A 15503-nucleotide genomic window follows, 5' to 3' on the forward strand; every position below is an offset into this window, starting at 1 on the left:
CTCATCATAGGCTCGATGTTGTACAAGTCAAATAATTTGTACAGGTTTGTGCCGCCGCTTTATTTCCAGCCGATTTTCCAGTCTTCAGCGTTTTTCAGGGTCTGCCAGGGCAGGCGTTCGGCGCGCCGAGTCAGGATGGCCTGCAGTTCGATGTCCAGCACCGTGCCCTCGTCGTCACGGAACAACTCGGTGACCAGGAAGTGTTTTTCCTTGTGGCGAGGATGAGCTGCCGTCCATTTTGACAGCAGCAGTTTGGCGGGGTTGATGCGGTTCATTGCAGGTGCTCGATCAAGCGTCGCGCCGCTTCCTGGCCACTCAACCAGGCACCTTCCACCCGACCGGACAGGCACCAGTCGCCGCAAACGAACAAGCCCAGGTCGGCGTCGGCCAGCACACCGAACTCATGGCTGCTGGAGGGGCGTGCGTAGAGCCAGCGATGCGCCAGGCTGAACGACGGCGCGGGCATGGCGCTGTGCAGCAATTCGGCAAAGGCGCCGTGCAGGTGTTCGATCACCGCTTCCTTGGGCAGGTCTAGGTGGGCCTTGCTCCAGGCGCTGGTGGCGTGCAGCACCCAGGTGTCGAGGGTGGTGTCGCGCCCAGGCTTGCTGCGGTTGCGCGCCAGCCAGTCGAGTGGGCTGTCTTGCACGAAGCAGCCCTCCATCGGCGTATCCAGGGGCTTGTCGAACGCCAGGGCGATGGCCCAGGTCGGGTCCATTTTCACCCCGGCGGCGGCGCTCGCCAGCTTGGGCGCGGCGGCCAGCAGGGCGGTGGCTTGGGGCGCCGGCGTGGCAATGATCACGTGACTGAAAGGGCCGTGATTGCCGCCGTCCGCGTCGAGCAGGTTCCAGTGCTGCGTGCCCTGGAAGACTTCGGTGATGCGGCAACCGAACTCCACCGGCAAGTCGTCGAGCAGGGCGCGGGTGATGGCGCTCATGCGCGGTGTGCCCACCCAGCGGATCTGCTCATCGGGGGAGGGCGTCAATTGCCCGGACTTGAAGTTATACAGCTGGGGCTTCCACTGCTCGGCCCAGCCGTTGCTTTGCCAGCGCTGCACTTCGTTGACGAAGCGCCGGTCGCGGGCGGTGAAATATTGCGCGCCCATGTCCAGCGCGCCGGCGTCGCTGCGCTTACTGGACATGCGGCCACCGCTGCCGCGGCTTTTATCGAAGAGTTGTACTGCGTGCCCGGCGTCTTGTAACGCTCGGGCGGCGGAGAGACCGGCGATGCCGGTACCAATGATCGCGATGGGAACAGTCATGGGAGGCCTCGTTTTACCGTTGGGTACAGACTACGCCGACACCAATAGCTGTACAATATTGTTTTTTGGTATAAGTTTTGGCGTGCCTGATTGTGTGGCGTGACCTATGGTTAAGCTAAGGCTTGAACCCCCGTCACGCTCAATTATCAAATTGATCCCTGCTTATAAAATAGACCAGTGAGCGGCGGCGAACGTTACATGAGGAGAGTCCCATGCATATTTTGCTGACCGGCGGTACCGGCTTGATCGGTCGCCAACTCTGCAAGCACTGGCTCGCGCAAGGCCATCGCCTGACGGTGTGGAGCCGGCAACCGGAAACGGTCGCCCAGGTGTGTGGTGCGCAGGTGCTCGGGGTGGCTCGTCTACAAGAGGTGATTGGCGCGGTGGACGCGGTGGTCAACCTGGCAGGCGCGCCTATCGCCGACCGGCCTTGGACCCACAAGCGCAAGGCATTGCTGTGGAACAGTCGCATTCACCTCACCGAAACCTTGCTGGCCTGGATGGAAAGCCTGGAGCAAAAACCGGCGGTGCTGATCTCCGGTTCTGCGGTGGGTTGGTACGGCGACGGCGGCGAGCGCGAACTGACCGAAGCCAGCGGCCCGGTGCTGGATGACTTCCCCAGCCAGTTGTGTATCGCCTGGGAGGAAACCGCCCAGCGTGCCGAAGCCTTGGGCATTCGCGTGGTGCTGGTGCGTACGGGGTTGGTGCTGTCTGCCGAGGGCGGCTTTTTGTCGCGCCTGCTGCTGCCGTTCAAACTGGCGCTGGGCGGGCCGATTGGCAGTGGACGGCAGTGGATGCCCTGGGTGCATATCAAGGATCAAATCGCCCTGATTGATTTTCTTCTGCACAAGCAAGACGCCAACGGTCCTTATAATGCCTGCGCGCCACACCCGGTGCGCAACCGCGAATTTGCCAAGACCTTGGGCCAGGTGCTGCACCGCCCGGCGTTCATGCCGATGCCGGCATTTGCGTTGAAGGTTGGCCTGGGTGAGTTGTCCGGCTTGTTGCTGGGCGGGCAAAAGGCTTTGCCTGAACGGCTGCAGGCCGCAGGTTTCACTTTCCAGTTCACTGAGTTGCGTGCGGCTCTGGACGACTTGTCCAGCCGCCTCTAAAGATAGGATGTTGCATGACCGATCACGCGTTGTTACTGGTCAACCTGGGTTCGCCAAAGTCCACTTCAGTGGCCGATGTGCGCAGCTACCTCAATCAGTTCCTGATGGACCCTTATGTGATCGACTTGCCGTGGCCGGTGCGGCGCTTGCTGGTGTCGCTGATCCTGATCAAGCGCCCCGAGCAATCGGCCCATGCCTATGCGTCGATCTGGTGGGACGAAGGTTCGCCGCTGGTGGTGCTGAGCCGCCGCCTGCAACAGCAGATGACCGCGCAGTGGACCCAAGGCCCGGTGGAACTGGCGATGCGTTACGGCGAACCGTCCCTGGAAACGGTCCTGACGCGCCTGGCCGCCCAGGGTATTCAAAAAATCACACTGGCGCCGTTGTACCCTCAATTTGCCGACAGCACCGTCACCACGGTGATAGAGGAAGCCAAGCGAGTGGTGCGCGACAAGCAACTGAATGTGCAGTTTTCGATCCTGCAACCGTTCTACGATCAGCCTGAGTACCTCGATGCGCTGGCGGCGAGTGTGCGCGCTTATGTGGAGCAGGATTACGATCACTTGCTGCTCAGTTTCCATGGTTTGCCTGAGCGTCACCTGACCAAGCTCGACCCTACCGGCCAGCACTGCTTCAAGGACGCCGACTGCTGCAAGAACGCATCCCCTGAAGTGCTTGCCACCTGTTACCGCGCGCAGTGCTTCAGCGTGGCGCGGGATGTGGCCGAGCGGCTGGGTTTGCCGGAGGGCAAATGGTCGGTGGCGTTCCAGTCCCGCCTGGGCCGGGCCAAGTGGATCGAACCCTACACCGAGGCGCGCCTTGAGGCATTGGCCCAGCAAGGGGTGAAGAAGCTGCTGGTGATGTGCCCGGCGTTCGTCGCCGACTGTATTGAGACGTTGGAGGAAATTGGCGATCGCGGTCGCGAGCAATTTCGTGAAGCGGGGGGCGAGGAGTTGGTGTTGGTGCCTTGCCTGAATGACGAGCCGCAGTGGGCGGCGGCGCTTAATACCCTGTGCGAACGGGCGCCGGTTGCCTTGTAATCGAGCCCTGCGGTGATCCAATTGTGGGAGCTGGCTTGCCTGCGATGGCGGCCTAACCGCGACGCTTCCCTACTTGACCCCCCGCGGACCAATTGTGGGAGCGGGCTTGCTCGCGAAGGCGGCATGGCAGTCAACACAGTTGGATTGTGTACATATCCATTCCTGCGGTAACGGCTGCTTAGGGTTCCGCTTTTACAGCGGGTCACTTTGGAAAAGAGCCGGAATGCCGGCCCAGCCCAAAGTAACCAAAGGGCTCTTGCCCCACCACTCGGCACCTCGCCTAGGCTCGGTGTGCCCGAACACAGGCTTGAATCCGTGGGCCGCCGCCACGCGCCATCCATGGCGCGGGGCGGCTAACCCGGCGTCCTGCCGGGTTACCCACGAATTCAAGCCTGCGTTCGGCCAGCGTGGTTTAACGGGGCGCCTGAGATCAAGATCACAAGCAGATCAAGATCAAGAGCGGCTCGCTTCGCATCGTGATTACCTATGGTCATCGCAGGCAAGCCACACATTTTGACTGTATCTACAGATTAAGGGTCAGGCTAACCGTGAAGTTGCGCGGCTCGCCGGGGTTGACCCAATAGTTGCTGTAGGACCGCTCGTAGTACTTTTCATTGAACAGGTTGTTGAGGTTCAGCCCCACCGTCACGTTCTGCGTGGCCTTGTAATGGGCCAGCAAATCCACGGTGTGGTAGGCGGGCAGTTCGAAGCCTGTGCCGGCTTCGCCTGAGCGGTCACCTACATAGGTGAACGCTGCGCCCAGGTCTGAGCCACGCAATGCGCCGTCCTGGAATTCATACACACCCAACACACTGCCGCTGCGCTTGGCCACGCCGAGAATGCGGCTGCCCGTGGGGATGATTTTGTCGCCCTTGGTCACTTCAGCGTCGATGTAGGCCAAGGCGCCGATCACGCGGACTGCGTCGGTCACTTGCCCGGTTACTTGCAGGTCGAAGCCCTGGCTGCGGGCCTTGCCCATGGCGCGGTTGAGGTTGGTCGCCGGGTCCAGGGTCAGCACGTTTTCCTTTTCGATATGAAAGGCCGCCAGAGTGGCGCTGAGGCGGTCGTCAAACAGCTCGCTCTTGATGCCCACCTCATAACCCACGCCTTCTTCGGGCTTGAAGGACTTGCCACCGGCATCCAGACCGCCATTGGGCTTGAACGAGGTGGAGGCGTTGGCAAACACGCCGACTTCTGGCGTGAGCTGGTAGAGCAGGCCGGCGCGTTGAGTGAAGGCGTCGTGGGTTTGGCGGCTCTTGGCGTGGTTGAGGGTGAAGTCGTCGGTGCTTTGTTCGAAGTGTTCGAAGCGCGCACCGATCATGCCGCGCAGGCGGTCGGTGAAGATGATCTGGTCTTGCAGGTTCAGTGCGTGGCTTTTGGTCTGTTCGAAGAAGTCGGTACCGGAGCGTTTGCCGTTGGGTTTGGGCTGGCCGTACACCGGTTTGTAGATGTCGATGGGATAGTCGCCAGCGATCGTCGTCACACGCTCTTTCTTGCGGTAATCCTCGTATTCGGTGCCGATCAACAGCTCATGTTGCCAACTGCCGATATCGAACACCCCGCGTAGTTCCAGCTGGGTGATGCTGTCATGCCAACCGGTGGAGCGTTCACGGTAGCGGCGATTGACGCTGTGGCCGTTTGCGTTCAACGCTCGGCTTTCCGAAGCATCGCCCCATAGGCTGCCCTGCTTGTAATGGCTGGCCAGGCGCAGTTTCCAGGCGTCGTTGAGGTGGTGTTCCAACGCCGCCTGAATGCGGTTGTTGTGGTTGCGGATATTGCCGTCGTTGGGCTCGCCGAGGAAGGTGGAATGGGACATGCCGGTGTTGGCGACGATGCCCCGGTCGAAGGTGGAGCTGTGGCGCACGAATTCGCTTTCCACCAGCAGCGTGGTGTCCGGGTCCAGTTGCCAACTGAAGGAGGGTGCGACGAACACGCGCTTGGCGTCGACGTGATCGCGAAAGCTGTGGTTGTCTTCAACGGCCAGGTTCACTCGCGTCAGCACACGCCTCTCGCTGTCCAGCGGCGTATTCACATCCAGCGCGGTGCGGTAACGGTCCCAACTGCCTGCGCTGGTTTGCAGCGTGGTGAAGGCCTCGGGCTGGGGTTTCTTGGTGACGATATTCACCGTGCCGCCGGGATCGCCACGCCCATAAAGGCTGGCGGCGGGGCCTTTGAGCACTTCAATGCGCTCGATATTCGCCGCGTCCGGGGTGCTGGGGTAACCACGGTTGGCGCTGAAACCATCCTGGTAGAACTCGGATGTGGTGAAGCCGCGCACGCTGTATTCGTAGAGAGTCAGGCCGCCGAAGTTGTTTTGCTTGGACACACCGCCGGCGAATTCCAGGGCGCGTTCAACGCTGGTACTGCCCAGGTCTTTGAGTACCGTGGCCGGAATCACGCTGATCGACTGCGGGATGTCGCGCAAGGCCGTGTCGGTCTTGGTCGCACTGGCAGAGCGGGTGGCACGGTAGCCGTCGACCGGACCGGTAGCGGATTCATAGGCGTCGGAAGTGACGCTGATGGTGTCCAGTTCCAGGGTGTTTTCTTCGGCGTAGGCAGGGTCGAGCAGCAAACCCAGGGTCAGGCCGGCCAAGGGCACAAACTTTCGAGACGACATGATAGAGCGTTCCAATAGCGATATTGAAACAATATAACATGGCTAATGAGAATGAATCGCTAAGAAATATGGCCTTACAAGCGCCCGCGAACGGGCGCTTGGGTCGCGACAGTTATTGCTCTTCTTTGACTGGCGCGGTCGCCGGTGGTGGGCGCAGGCCGATTTCCGCCGACAGTTTGATCTCCTTGCCGTTGCGCATCACCAGGATCGCCACCTTGTCGGTCGGCTTGATCCGCGCCACCTGGTTCATCGACTTGCGGCCATCACCCGCCGGCGCGCCGTCGATGCTGAGGATCACATCGCCCAGTTGCAGGCCGGCTTTCTGCGCCGGGCCGTCGCGGAAGATCCCCGCTACCACGATGCCTGGACGCCCGGTCAGGCCAAATGACTCGGCCAGTTCCTTGGTCAAGGGCTGTACTTCAATGCCCAGCCAGCCGCGAATCACCTGGCCGTGCTCGATGATCGACTTCATCACTTCCATCGCCAGCTTTACCGGGATGGCAAAACCAATGCCCTGTGAACCGCCAGACTTGGAAAAAATCGCGGTGTTGATGCCAGTCAGGTTGCCATTGGCGTCCACCAGCGCACCGCCCGAGTTGCCGGGGTTGATCGCCGCGTCGGTCTGGATGAAATCTTCGTAGCTGTTAAGGCCCAACTGGTTACGCCCGGTGGCGCTGATGATGCCCATGGTCACCGTTTGCCCCACCCCGAAAGGGTTGCCGATGGCCAGCGCTACATCGCCCACGCGCAAACCGTCGGAGCGGCCGAGGGTGATGGCCGGCAGGTTCTTCAGATCAATCTTGAGTACCGCCAGATCCGTTTCCGGGTCGCTGCCCACCACACGGGCCAGGGTTTCGCGGCCGTCACGCAGGGCCACCACGATCTGGTCGGCGCCCGTGGTCACGTGGTTGTTGGTGAGGATGTAGCCTTCGGGGCTCATGATTACGCCGGAGCCGAGGCTGGATTCCATGCGGCGCTGCTTGGGGCCGTTGTCACCGAAGTAGCGGCGAAATTGCGGGTCTTCAAACAACGGATGCGCGGGCTTGTTGATGACCTTGGTGGTGTACAGGTTGACCACCGCCGGAGCGGCGATGACCACGGCATCGGCATAGGTCACCGGCCCTTGCACCACTGTGTTGGTCTGCGGCGCCTGTTGCAGGTTCACATCCAGTGTGGGCAGGCCCACCCACTGGGGATAACGCTGGATAATCAGCATCGCGATCAGCACGCCAGCCAACAATGGCCATCCAAAAAAACGCAGTGCCTTGAGCATCAAGTAAGTCCTGACAGGTTGCAGGGGGCGGGAGAGCGCCCATAATGTCGCGCATTATACGAGGCTGTGACGCCTGCGAACGGGATATTTAGGAGTCTTTTATGGCCGTGCCCCTTACTACCCTCGTCGAGGAAGCCGACCGCTACCTCGGCAGCGCCAAAATTGCCGATTACTGCCCCAATGGCCTGCAGGTCGAGGGCCGGCCCCAAGTGATGCGCATCGTCAGCGGCGTGACCGCCAGCCAAGCCCTGCTGGACGCCGCCGTCGAAGCCAAGGCCGACCTGGTACTGGTGCACCACGGTTACTTCTGGAAGGGCGAAAACCCATGCATCACCGGCATGAAGCAGCGCCGCCTCAAAACCCTGCTCAAGCATGACATCAGCCTGCTGGCTTACCACTTGCCCCTGGACCTGCACGCCGATGTCGGCAACAACGTGCAACTGGCTCGCCACCTGGACATCACCGTCGAAGGCCCGCTGGACCCCGGCAACCCAAAAATCGTCGGCCTGGTCGGCTCCCTGGCCGAGCCCTTGTCACCCCGCGACTTCGCCCGTCGCGTGCAGGACGTGATGGGCCGCGAACCGCTGCTGATCGAAGGCAGCGAGATGATTCGCCGCGTCGGCTGGTGTACCGGTGGCGGCCAGGGCTACATCGACCAGGCGATTGCCGCGGGTGTCGATTTGTACCTGAGCGGTGAAGCGTCCGAACAGACCTTCCACAGCGCCCGGGAAAACGACATCAGCTTCATCGCCGCCGGCCATCACGCCACCGAACGCTATGGCGTGCAGGCGCTAGGCGACTATCTGGCGCGGCGCTTTGCCCTGGAGCATCTGTTCATCGACTGCCCCAATCCGATCTAAAGCACAGCATGAACACCGTGGGCGCTGGCTTGCCTGCGATGGCATCACCTCGGTCAGCCTGAAGGAGCACGGCGCCTGTATCGCAGGCAAGCCAGATCCCACATTGAGCGAGTTGGGCGCCAAACTCGGCGGCATATTCATATACCGTTTCGGTCTAGCTGGCTCCCTAAATAGAAGAAGTTGCTGTGCTAGCATGCCTCGCTCGAACACGGCCCGCTGGCCGTCCATAAGATCGTTTTTCCGTGAGTAACCATGGTCGACAAACTGACGCATCTGAAACAGCTGGAGGCGGAAAGCATCCACATCATCCGCGAGGTCGCCGCCGAGTTCGATAACCCGGTGATGCTCTACTCGATCGGTAAAGACTCCGCCGTGATGCTGCACCTGGCACGCAAGGCCTTCTTCCCGGGCAAACTGCCATTTCCGGTGATGCACGTCGACACTCGCTGGAAATTCCAGGAGATGTACAAGTTCCGCGACAAGATGGTCGAGGAATTGGGGCTGGACCTCATCACCCACATCAACCCCGATGGCGTGGCGCAGAACATCAACCCGTTCACCCACGGCAGTGCCAAGCACACCGATATCATGAAGACCGAGGGCCTCAAGCAGGCGCTGGACAAGCATGGTTTCGACGCAGCATTCGGCGGTGCCCGTCGCGATGAAGAGAAATCCCGTGCCAAAGAGCGCGTGTACTCGTTCCGCGACAGCAAGCACCGTTGGGACCCGAAGAACCAACGCCCGGAGCTGTGGAACGTCTACAACGGCAACGTCAACAAGGGCGAGTCGATCCGCGTGTTCCCGCTGTCCAACTGGACCGAGCTTGACATCTGGCAGTACATCTACCTGGAAGGCATTCCGATCGTGCCGCTGTACTTCGCCGCCGAGCGCGAGGTGATCGAGAAGAACGGCACGTTGATCATGATCGACGACGACCGCATCCTCGAGCACCTGTCCGACGAAGACAAAGCCCGTATCGTCAAAAAGAAAGTACGTTTCCGCACCCTTGGCTGCTACCCGTTGACGGGTGCGGTGGAGTCCGAAGCCGAGACGCTGACGGACATCATTCAGGAAATGCTCCTGACGCGAACTTCCGAGCGCCAGGGCCGTGTCATCGACCACGATGGTGCAGGCTCGATGGAAGATAAAAAACGTCAAGGCTATTTCTAAGGGGCTGTCATGTCGCATCAATCTGATTTGATCAGCGAGGACATCCTCGCCTACCTGGGCCAGCACGAGCGCAAAGAGATGTTGCGCTTCCTGACCTGCGGCAACGTCGATGACGGCAAGAGCACCCTGATCGGGCGCCTGCTGCACGACTCCAAGATGATCTACGAAGATCACCTGGAAGCCATTACCCGCGACTCGAAGAAGTCCGGCACCACCGGTGACGATATAGACCTGGCGTTGCTGGTCGATGGCCTGCAGGCCGAGCGTGAGCAGGGCATCACCATCGATGTTGCCTACCGCTATTTCTCCACCGCCAAGCGCAAATTCATCATCGCCGATACCCCCGGCCATGAGCAGTACACCCGCAACATGGCCACCGGTGCGTCTACCTGTGACCTGGCGATCATCCTGATCGACGCCCGCTACGGCGTGCAGACCCAGACCCGTCGTCACAGCTACATCGCCTCGTTGCTGGGCATCAAACACATCGTGGTGGCCATCAACAAGATGGACATCAACGGCTTTGACCAAAGCGTATTCGAGTCGATCAAGGCCGATTACCTGAAGTTCGCCGAAGGTATCGCATTCAAGCCGAGCACCCTGGCCTTCGTGCCGATGTCGGCGCTCAAGGGCGACAACGTGGTGAACAAGAGCGAGCGTTCGCCCTGGTACACCGGCCAGTCGCTGATGGAGATCTTGGAGACTGTCGAGATCGCCAACGACCGCAACTACACCGACCTGCGTTTCCCGGTGCAATACGTCAACCGCCCGAACCTGAACTTCCGTGGGTTTGCCGGCACCCTGGCGAGCGGCATCGTGCACAAGGGTGACGAAGTGGTGGTATTGCCGTCGGGCAAGAGCAGCCGCGTCAAATCCATCGTCACCTTTGAAGGTGAGCTGGAACACGCAGGCCCAGGCCAGGCCGTGACCTTGACCATGGAAGATGAGATCGACATCTCCCGTGGCGACCTGTTGGTGCATGCCGACAACGTGCCGCAAGTGACCGACGCCTTCGACGCCATGCTGGTGTGGATGGCTGAAGAACCGATGCTGCCGGGCAAGAAATACGACATCAAACGCGCCACCAGCTACGTGCCGGGTTCCATCACCAGCATCGTGCACCGCGTGGACGTAAACACCCTGGCCGAAGGCCCGGCGAGTTCGCTGCAGCTCAACGAAATTGGTCGGGTCAAGGTCAGCCTGGACGCCGCCATCGCCCTGGACGGTTACGACAGCAACCGCACCACCGGCGCGTTCATCGTGATCGATCGCTTGACCAACGGCACGGTCGCCGCGGGCATGATCATCGCGCCACCGGTGGGTCATGGCGGCGCTGCGCAGCACGGCAGCCTGGCGCATGTCGCCACCGAAGAGCGCGCCCTGCGTTTCGGCCAGCAGCCGGCCACGGTGTTGTTCAGCGGCTTGTCGGGCGCAGGCAAGAGCACTCTGGCCTATGCGGTCGAGCGCAAGCTGTTCGACATGGGCCGTGCGGTGTTCGTACTGGACGGCCAGAACCTGCGTCACGACCTGAACAAAGGGTTGCCGCAGGACCGTGCCGGGCGTACCGAGAACTGGCGTCGTGCCGCTCATGTGGCGCGTCAGTTCAATGAAGCCGGCCTGTTGACTCTGGCAGCCTTCGTTGCGCCGGATGCCGAAGGCCGTGAACAGGCCAAGGCGCTGATTGGTGCGGACCGACTGCTGACCGTCTACGTGCAGGCATCGCCGTTGGTGTGCGCCGAGCGTGACCCGCAAGGTTTGTACGCGGCCGGTGGGGATAACATCCCTGGCGAATCCTTCCCGTATGACGTGCCGCTGAATGCCGACCTTGTGATCGACACCCAGGCGTTGTCGCTGGAAGACAGCGTCAAGCAAGTGCTGGAACTGTTGCGTCAGCGCGGCGCGATCTAAGCTTTATTGCCGCACAAAAAAGCCCGCCACCGGTTACCCGGTGGCGGGCTTTTTACATATTCTCAAATGTGGACTCGGTCAATGTGGGAGCTGGCTTGCCTGCGATGGCGGACTGTCAGTTTATTGATCCTTAGCTGATCCACCGCTATCGCAGGCAAGCCAGCCCCCACATTAAATTGCATCCACATGTTGATCAGCGGCTGGCCGGAAAGTCTTTGTGCAGCTGTTCCAACAATGCATCCTTGTCTTGCCACAACTGGTTGATCCAGCCCTGGAACGCCAGTCGATATTCCCCATCCTGCTCATAATTCTTGCCGATGAATTCGGCCGGTATCTGCACCTCTTCAAAGTGCACCACCACGTCCTTCACATTACCGCACAGCAAATCCCAATAACCTGGGCGCCCGGCGGGGTAGTGAATGGTCACATTGATCAGTGATTTGAGCTGCTCGCCCATGGCGTCCAGTACAAACGCAATGCCGCCCGCCTTGGGTTTAAGCAGGTAGCGAAACGGTGACTGCTGCTGCGCATGCTTGCCCGGCGTAAAGCGTGTGCCTTCGGCAAAGTTGAAAATCCCCACGGGGTTGTCGCGAAACTTCGCACAGGTCTTGCGCGTGGTTTCCAGGTCTTTGCCTTTCTTCTCCGGGTGCTTCTCCAAATAAGCCTTGCTGTAGCGCTTCATGAAGGGAAAGCCCAGCGCCCACCACGCCAGACCAATCACCGGTACCCAGATCAGCTCTTGCTTGAGGAAGAACTTCAGGGGGCGAATGCGCCGATTGAGCACGTACTGCAACACCATGATGTCGACCCAGCTCTGATGGTTGCTGGTCACCAGGTACGAGTGCTGGTAGTCCAGGCCCTCAAGGCCAGTCAGGTGCCAGCGCGTACGGCGCACCAGGTTCATCCAACCCTTGTTGTTGGTGACCCAGGCTTCATGGGTGTGGTTCATCAGCCATTCGCTCAGGCGCTTGGCGAACGGCAGCGCCTTGAACAGCGCCACGATAAACAGGAACGAACACAGCAGGATCGTGTTCAGCGCCAGCAACAGCGAAGCGATCACCCCGCGCACGGCGGCAGGTAGAAAATCCAGCATTTAGATATCCATGGGTCGGTTGGCGGCTTGGATCGCCGTCAGGGCGATGGTGTACACGATGTCGTCCACCTGGGCGCCTCGTGGCAGGTCATTGACCGGTTTGCGCAGGCCCTGGAGCATCGGCCCCAGGCTCACGCAATCGGCGCTGCGTTGTACGGCTTTGTGGGTGGTGTTGCCGGTGTTCAGGTCCGGGAATACAAAGACGGTGGCCTTGCCTGCCACCTGGCTGTTGGGCGCCAGTTGTCGGGCGACGTTTTCGTTGGCGGCAGCGTCGTATTGCAACGGGCCGTCGATCAGCAGCGAGCTTTGTTGTTCGTGGGCGAGCAGGGTGGCTTCGCGGACTTTTTCCACCTCCTCGCCGCTGGCCGAGTCACCGCTGGAATAGCTGATCATCGCCACCCGTGGCGTGATGCCGAACGCGGCCGCCGAGTCGGCGCTTTGCAGGGCGATTTCCGCCAGTTCCGCAGCGCTTGGGTGCGGGTTCATCACGCAGTCGCCGTACACCAGTACCTGCTCGGGGAACAGCATAAAGAACACCGACGACACCAAGGTGCAGCCCGGCGCGGTCTTGATCAGTTGCAGGGCAGGGCGAATGGTATTGGCGGTGGAGTGAATAACGCCGGAGACCAGGCCATCCACTTCGTCGAGAGCGAGCATCATGGTGGCGATCACCACGGTGTCTTCCAGTTGTTGCTCGGCCATGGGCGCGTTGAGGCTTTTGCTCTTGCGCAAGGCGACCATTGGCTCCACGTAGCGTTGGCGAATCAGGTCGGGGTCGAGAATCTCCAGGCCTTCGGGCAGGTCGATACCCTGGGCGCGGGCGACTGCCTCCACATCCGCAGGCTTGGCCAGCAGCACGCAACGGGCAATGCCGCGGGCCTGGCAGATTGCGGCGGCCTGTACGGTCAGCGGCTCGCTGCCTTCGGGCAACACGATGCGTTTGTTGGCGGCCTGGGCGCGTTGGATCAACTGGTAACGGAACACTGCCGGCGACAGGCGCATCTCCCGCGGCGTGCCGCAACGCTGGTGCAGCCAGCGCGCATCGAGGTGGCTGGCGACGAAGTCGGTGATGATTTCCGCACGCTCGCGGTCATCGATAGGGATTTCCTTGTTGAGGCTATTGAGCTGGTTGGCGGTGTCATAGGAGCCGGTGCTCACCGACAACACCGGCAACCCGGCCTGGAAGGCGCCCCGGCACAGATCCATGATGCGTGGGTCGGGCAGGGTGTCGCTGGTCAGCAGCAGCCCGGCCAGCGGCACGCCATTGATGGCGGCCAGGCTGACGGCGAGGATGATGTCATCGCGATCTCCCGGGGTCACCACCAACACGCCGGGTTTGAGCAGCTCGACAGTGTTACGCATGGTGCGTGCGCAAATGATGATCTTGGTCATGCGCCGGCTTTCGTAGTCGCCGGCGTTGAGGATCTGCGCGCCCATCAGGTCGGCCACGTCGCGGGTGCGTGGGGCATTCAGCTCGGGTTGGTAGGGGATGCAGCCGAGCAGCCGGAAATCGCCGCTGCGCAACAGCGGCGAATGCTCTTTGAGGCGCGCCGAGAAGGCTTCCATGCTTTCGTCGGTGCGTACCTTGTTGAGGATTACGCCCAGCACTTTCGGGTCTTTGGGACCGCCAAACAGTTGGGCCTGCAATTCCACACGGCCGGAAAGCTCGGTGAGCACTTCATTTTCCGGCGCCGAGACCAGGATCACTTCCGCGTCCAGGCTCTTGGCCAGGTGCAGGTTGACCCGTGCCGCGTAGCTGGCGCTGCGGGTCGGCACCATGCCTTCGACGATCAGCACGTCTTTGCCTACGGCTGCCTGTTGGTAAAGGGTGATGATCTCTTCGAGCAGCTCATCGAGCTGGCCGTCGCCGAGCATGCGCTCCACGTGAGCCAGGCCCAGGGGCTGCGGCGGTTTCAGGCCGTGGGTGCGCGCCACCAGCTCGGTGGAGCGTTCCGGCCCGGTATCGCCAGGGTGTGGCTGGGCGATGGGTTTGAAAAAACCGACTTTCAGGCCGGCCCGTTCCAGGGTGCGCACCAGCCCAAGGCTGATGGAGGTCAGACCCACACCAAAATCGGTGGGCGCGATAAAAAAAGTCTGCATGCGAATTCTCTGGAGGTGCATGGCTTGGGTGGCGCTCTATGGGTGAGTGCCTACCGCGAATCAGGCGCCAAGGTTATCGTTATTCGTGCCCTTGCGCACACCAGCCGCACGCAAAGGCCTGGCCTATTTTTTCAAGGCGTTGCGCGGGGTCGAGCACCCAGGCGCGCGACTGCCAGGGCGGTTGGTGGCGCAGGTGCTGGGTGTGGCCGCAGGACAGCTCGGCCACCCAGTGGCCATCGTCGTCCTGATGAAAACCTGTGATCGTGACCGTTGATCGGCCCCGTCCGTCCGGGTTCCGTTCGCTTTCGGGCAAATCCTTGTTTAGACTTGTCCGTTCTTCATTCTTATGCAAAAGGTCTCGCCCCATGACGATCGCCGCTAACAAGGCTGTCTCCATCGACTATACCCTGACCAACGACGCTGGTGAGGTCATCGACAGCTCCGCCGGCGGCGCGCCGCTGGTTTACCTGCAAGGCGCAGGTAACATCATCCCGGGCCTGGAAAAGGCTCTGGAAGGCAAGAACGTCGGTGACGAACTGACCGTCGCCGTAGAACCTGAAGATGCCTACGGCGAATACTCCGCCGAACTGGTCAGCACCTTGAGCCGCAGCATGTTCGAAGGTGTTGATGAGCTGGAAGTGGGCATGCAGTTCCACGCTTCCGCGCCGGACGGCCAAATGCAGATCGTCACCATCCGCGACCTGGACGGCGACGACGTTACCGTTGACGGCAACCACCCTCTGGCTGGCCAGCGCCTGAACTTCCAAGTGAAGATCGTGGCCATCCGCGACGCTTCCCAGGAAGAAGTGGCTCACGGCCACGTCCACGGTGAAGGCGGTCATCACCATTGATTGTGGTTTGATCAATCGGTATCAAAAACGCCCCGACTGGTTCGGGGCGTTTTTTTGGTGCGCCAGGCATGGCGCGTTGCGCGCAAGCGCAACCAGCTTGGCTGTGGTGGCCACGCTGGTGACTGGGAGGTGAAAGTCCTCTACACACCCGGCAAGGGGAAGTGTTAGCCAGAGGCAAGGGTGTCGCGGGTGACTGCGAATCTGAAGGAAGCCCGAGGCAA

General features: G+C 61.0%; 13 protein-coding genes. 6 read left to right on the top strand and 7 right to left on the bottom strand.

Annotated elements, in window-relative coordinates; genetic code table 11:
• Positions 1 to 59: 59 nt before the first annotated feature.
• Both RHM69_RS24950 and RHM69_RS24955 read right to left on the bottom strand, forming a co-directional pair.
• On the bottom strand, positions 60 to 275 hold the full coding sequence (locus tag RHM69_RS24950; protein ID WP_014716848.1) for a TIGR02450 family Trp-rich protein: 216 nt from the start codon (positions 273 to 275) through the stop codon (positions 60 to 62).
• A complete protein-coding gene (locus tag RHM69_RS24955; RefSeq protein ID WP_014716849.1) occupies positions 272 to 1258 on the bottom strand; it encodes an NAD(P)/FAD-dependent oxidoreductase in 987 nt (328 codons plus the stop codon). Before RHM69_RS24955 ends, RHM69_RS24950 begins: the two co-directional genes overlap by 4 nt.
• 212 nt (positions 1259 to 1470) lie before the next feature.
• On the opposite strand from RHM69_RS24955, the gene RHM69_RS24960 reads away from it, so the two are divergent.
• Together RHM69_RS24960 and hemH are read left to right on the top strand one after the other, a co-directional pair.
• On the top strand, positions 1471 to 2370 hold the full coding sequence (locus tag RHM69_RS24960; protein WP_038448815.1) for a TIGR01777 family oxidoreductase: 900 nt from the start codon (positions 1471 to 1473) through the stop codon (positions 2368 to 2370).
• 14 nt (positions 2371 to 2384) lie between these two features.
• Complete coding sequence (hemH, locus tag RHM69_RS24965) at positions 2385 to 3410, top strand: ferrochelatase (RefSeq protein ID WP_014716851.1); 1026 nt, start codon at positions 2385 to 2387, stop codon at positions 3408 to 3410.
• A gap of 523 nt (positions 3411 to 3933) precedes the next feature.
• On the opposite strand, the gene RHM69_RS24970 is transcribed toward hemH, so the two are convergent.
• Entirely contained in the window at positions 3934 to 6027 is a 2094-nt protein-coding gene (locus RHM69_RS24970; RefSeq protein WP_200599256.1) for a TonB-dependent siderophore receptor, read from the bottom strand.
• A gap of 112 nt (positions 6028 to 6139) precedes the next feature.
• Entirely contained in the window at positions 6140 to 7300 is a 1161-nt protein-coding gene (algW, locus tag RHM69_RS24975) for a Do family serine endopeptidase AlgW (RefSeq protein WP_003188388.1), read from the bottom strand.
• A gap of 101 nt (positions 7301 to 7401) precedes the next feature.
• Between algW and RHM69_RS24980 the strand changes: the two genes are divergently transcribed.
• The 3 genes from RHM69_RS24980 to cysN all read left to right on the top strand — a co-directional run bounded on the left by RHM69_RS24980 (position 7402) and on the right by cysN (position 11238).
• Positions 7402 to 8160, top strand: a complete 759-nt coding sequence (locus RHM69_RS24980; protein ID WP_020302961.1) for a Nif3-like dinuclear metal center hexameric protein — start codon at positions 7402 to 7404, stop codon at positions 8158 to 8160.
• Positions 8161 to 8412: 252 nt separating this feature from the next.
• Positions 8413 to 9330 carry a sulfate adenylyltransferase subunit CysD gene (gene cysD, locus RHM69_RS24985; protein WP_016971196.1) on the top strand — a complete coding sequence of 306 codons (918 nt, stop codon included), beginning with the start codon at positions 8413 to 8415 and terminating at the stop codon, positions 9328 to 9330.
• 9 nt (positions 9331 to 9339) lie between these two features.
• Positions 9340 to 11238 carry a sulfate adenylyltransferase subunit CysN gene (gene cysN, locus RHM69_RS24990; RefSeq protein ID WP_003188392.1) on the top strand — a complete coding sequence of 633 codons (1899 nt, stop codon included), beginning with the start codon at positions 9340 to 9342 and terminating at the stop codon, positions 11236 to 11238.
• Positions 11239 to 11431: 193 nt separating this feature from the next.
• On the opposite strand, the gene RHM69_RS24995 is transcribed toward cysN, so the two are convergent.
• The 3 genes from RHM69_RS24995 to RHM69_RS25005 form a co-directional block, all read right to left on the bottom strand.
• Positions 11432 to 12331, bottom strand: coding sequence for an acyltransferase (locus RHM69_RS24995; RefSeq protein WP_014716856.1), 900 nt, complete (start codon positions 12329 to 12331; stop codon positions 11432 to 11434).
• On the bottom strand, positions 12332 to 14431 hold the full coding sequence (gene pta, locus RHM69_RS25000; RefSeq protein ID WP_003188396.1) for a phosphate acetyltransferase: 2100 nt from the start codon (positions 14429 to 14431) through the stop codon (positions 12332 to 12334).
• A gap of 79 nt (positions 14432 to 14510) precedes the next feature.
• Positions 14511 to 14798, bottom strand: coding sequence for a DUF3565 domain-containing protein (locus RHM69_RS25005; protein WP_102666761.1), 288 nt, complete (start codon positions 14796 to 14798; stop codon positions 14511 to 14513).
• Between RHM69_RS25005 and RHM69_RS25010 the strand changes: the two genes are divergently transcribed.
• Positions 14797 to 15282: an FKBP-type peptidyl-prolyl cis-trans isomerase gene (locus RHM69_RS25010; protein ID WP_003188398.1), complete on the top strand. Its 486-nt coding sequence runs from the start codon at positions 14797 to 14799 to the stop codon at positions 15280 to 15282. The genes RHM69_RS25005 and RHM69_RS25010 overlap by 2 nt on opposite strands.
• The last annotated feature ends 221 nt before the right edge of the window (positions 15283 to 15503 follow it).

Source organism: Pseudomonas sp. CCI1.1 (assembly GCF_034348165.1).
GTDB lineage: Bacteria > Pseudomonadota > Gammaproteobacteria > Pseudomonadales > Pseudomonadaceae > Aquipseudomonas > Aquipseudomonas paracarnis.

What these genes read in the sequence shown, in the direction of transcription:
- RHM69_RS25005 (WP_102666761.1), bottom strand. Translation starts at nt 14,798, where the DNA reads ATGGGGCGAGACCTTTTGCATAAGAATGAAGAACGGACAAGTCTAAAC.
- RHM69_RS24970 (WP_200599256.1), bottom strand. Translation starts at nt 6,027, where the DNA reads ATGTCGTCTCGAAAGTTTGTGCCCTTGGCCGGCCTGACCCTGGGTTTG.
- cysN (WP_003188392.1), top strand. Translation starts at nt 9,340, where the DNA reads ATGTCGCATCAATCTGATTTGATCAGCGAGGACATCCTCGCCTACCTG.
- algW (WP_003188388.1), bottom strand. Translation starts at nt 7,300, where the DNA reads ATGCTCAAGGCACTGCGTTTTTTTGGATGGCCATTGTTGGCTGGCGTG.
- RHM69_RS24980 (WP_020302961.1), top strand. Translation starts at nt 7,402, where the DNA reads ATGGCCGTGCCCCTTACTACCCTCGTCGAGGAAGCCGACCGCTACCTC.
- cysD (WP_016971196.1), top strand. Translation starts at nt 8,413, where the DNA reads ATGGTCGACAAACTGACGCATCTGAAACAGCTGGAGGCGGAAAGCATC.
- RHM69_RS25010 (WP_003188398.1), top strand. Translation starts at nt 14,797, where the DNA reads ATGACGATCGCCGCTAACAAGGCTGTCTCCATCGACTATACCCTGACC.
- pta (WP_003188396.1), bottom strand. Translation starts at nt 14,431, where the DNA reads ATGCAGACTTTTTTTATCGCGCCCACCGATTTTGGTGTGGGTCTGACC.
- hemH (WP_014716851.1), top strand. Translation starts at nt 2,385, where the DNA reads ATGACCGATCACGCGTTGTTACTGGTCAACCTGGGTTCGCCAAAGTCC.
- RHM69_RS24995 (WP_014716856.1), bottom strand. Translation starts at nt 12,331, where the DNA reads ATGCTGGATTTTCTACCTGCCGCCGTGCGCGGGGTGATCGCTTCGCTG.
- RHM69_RS24950 (WP_014716848.1), bottom strand. Translation starts at nt 275, where the DNA reads ATGAACCGCATCAACCCCGCCAAACTGCTGCTGTCAAAATGGACGGCA.
- RHM69_RS24960 (WP_038448815.1), top strand. Translation starts at nt 1,471, where the DNA reads ATGCATATTTTGCTGACCGGCGGTACCGGCTTGATCGGTCGCCAACTC.
- RHM69_RS24955 (WP_014716849.1), bottom strand. Translation starts at nt 1,258, where the DNA reads ATGACTGTTCCCATCGCGATCATTGGTACCGGCATCGCCGGTCTCTCC.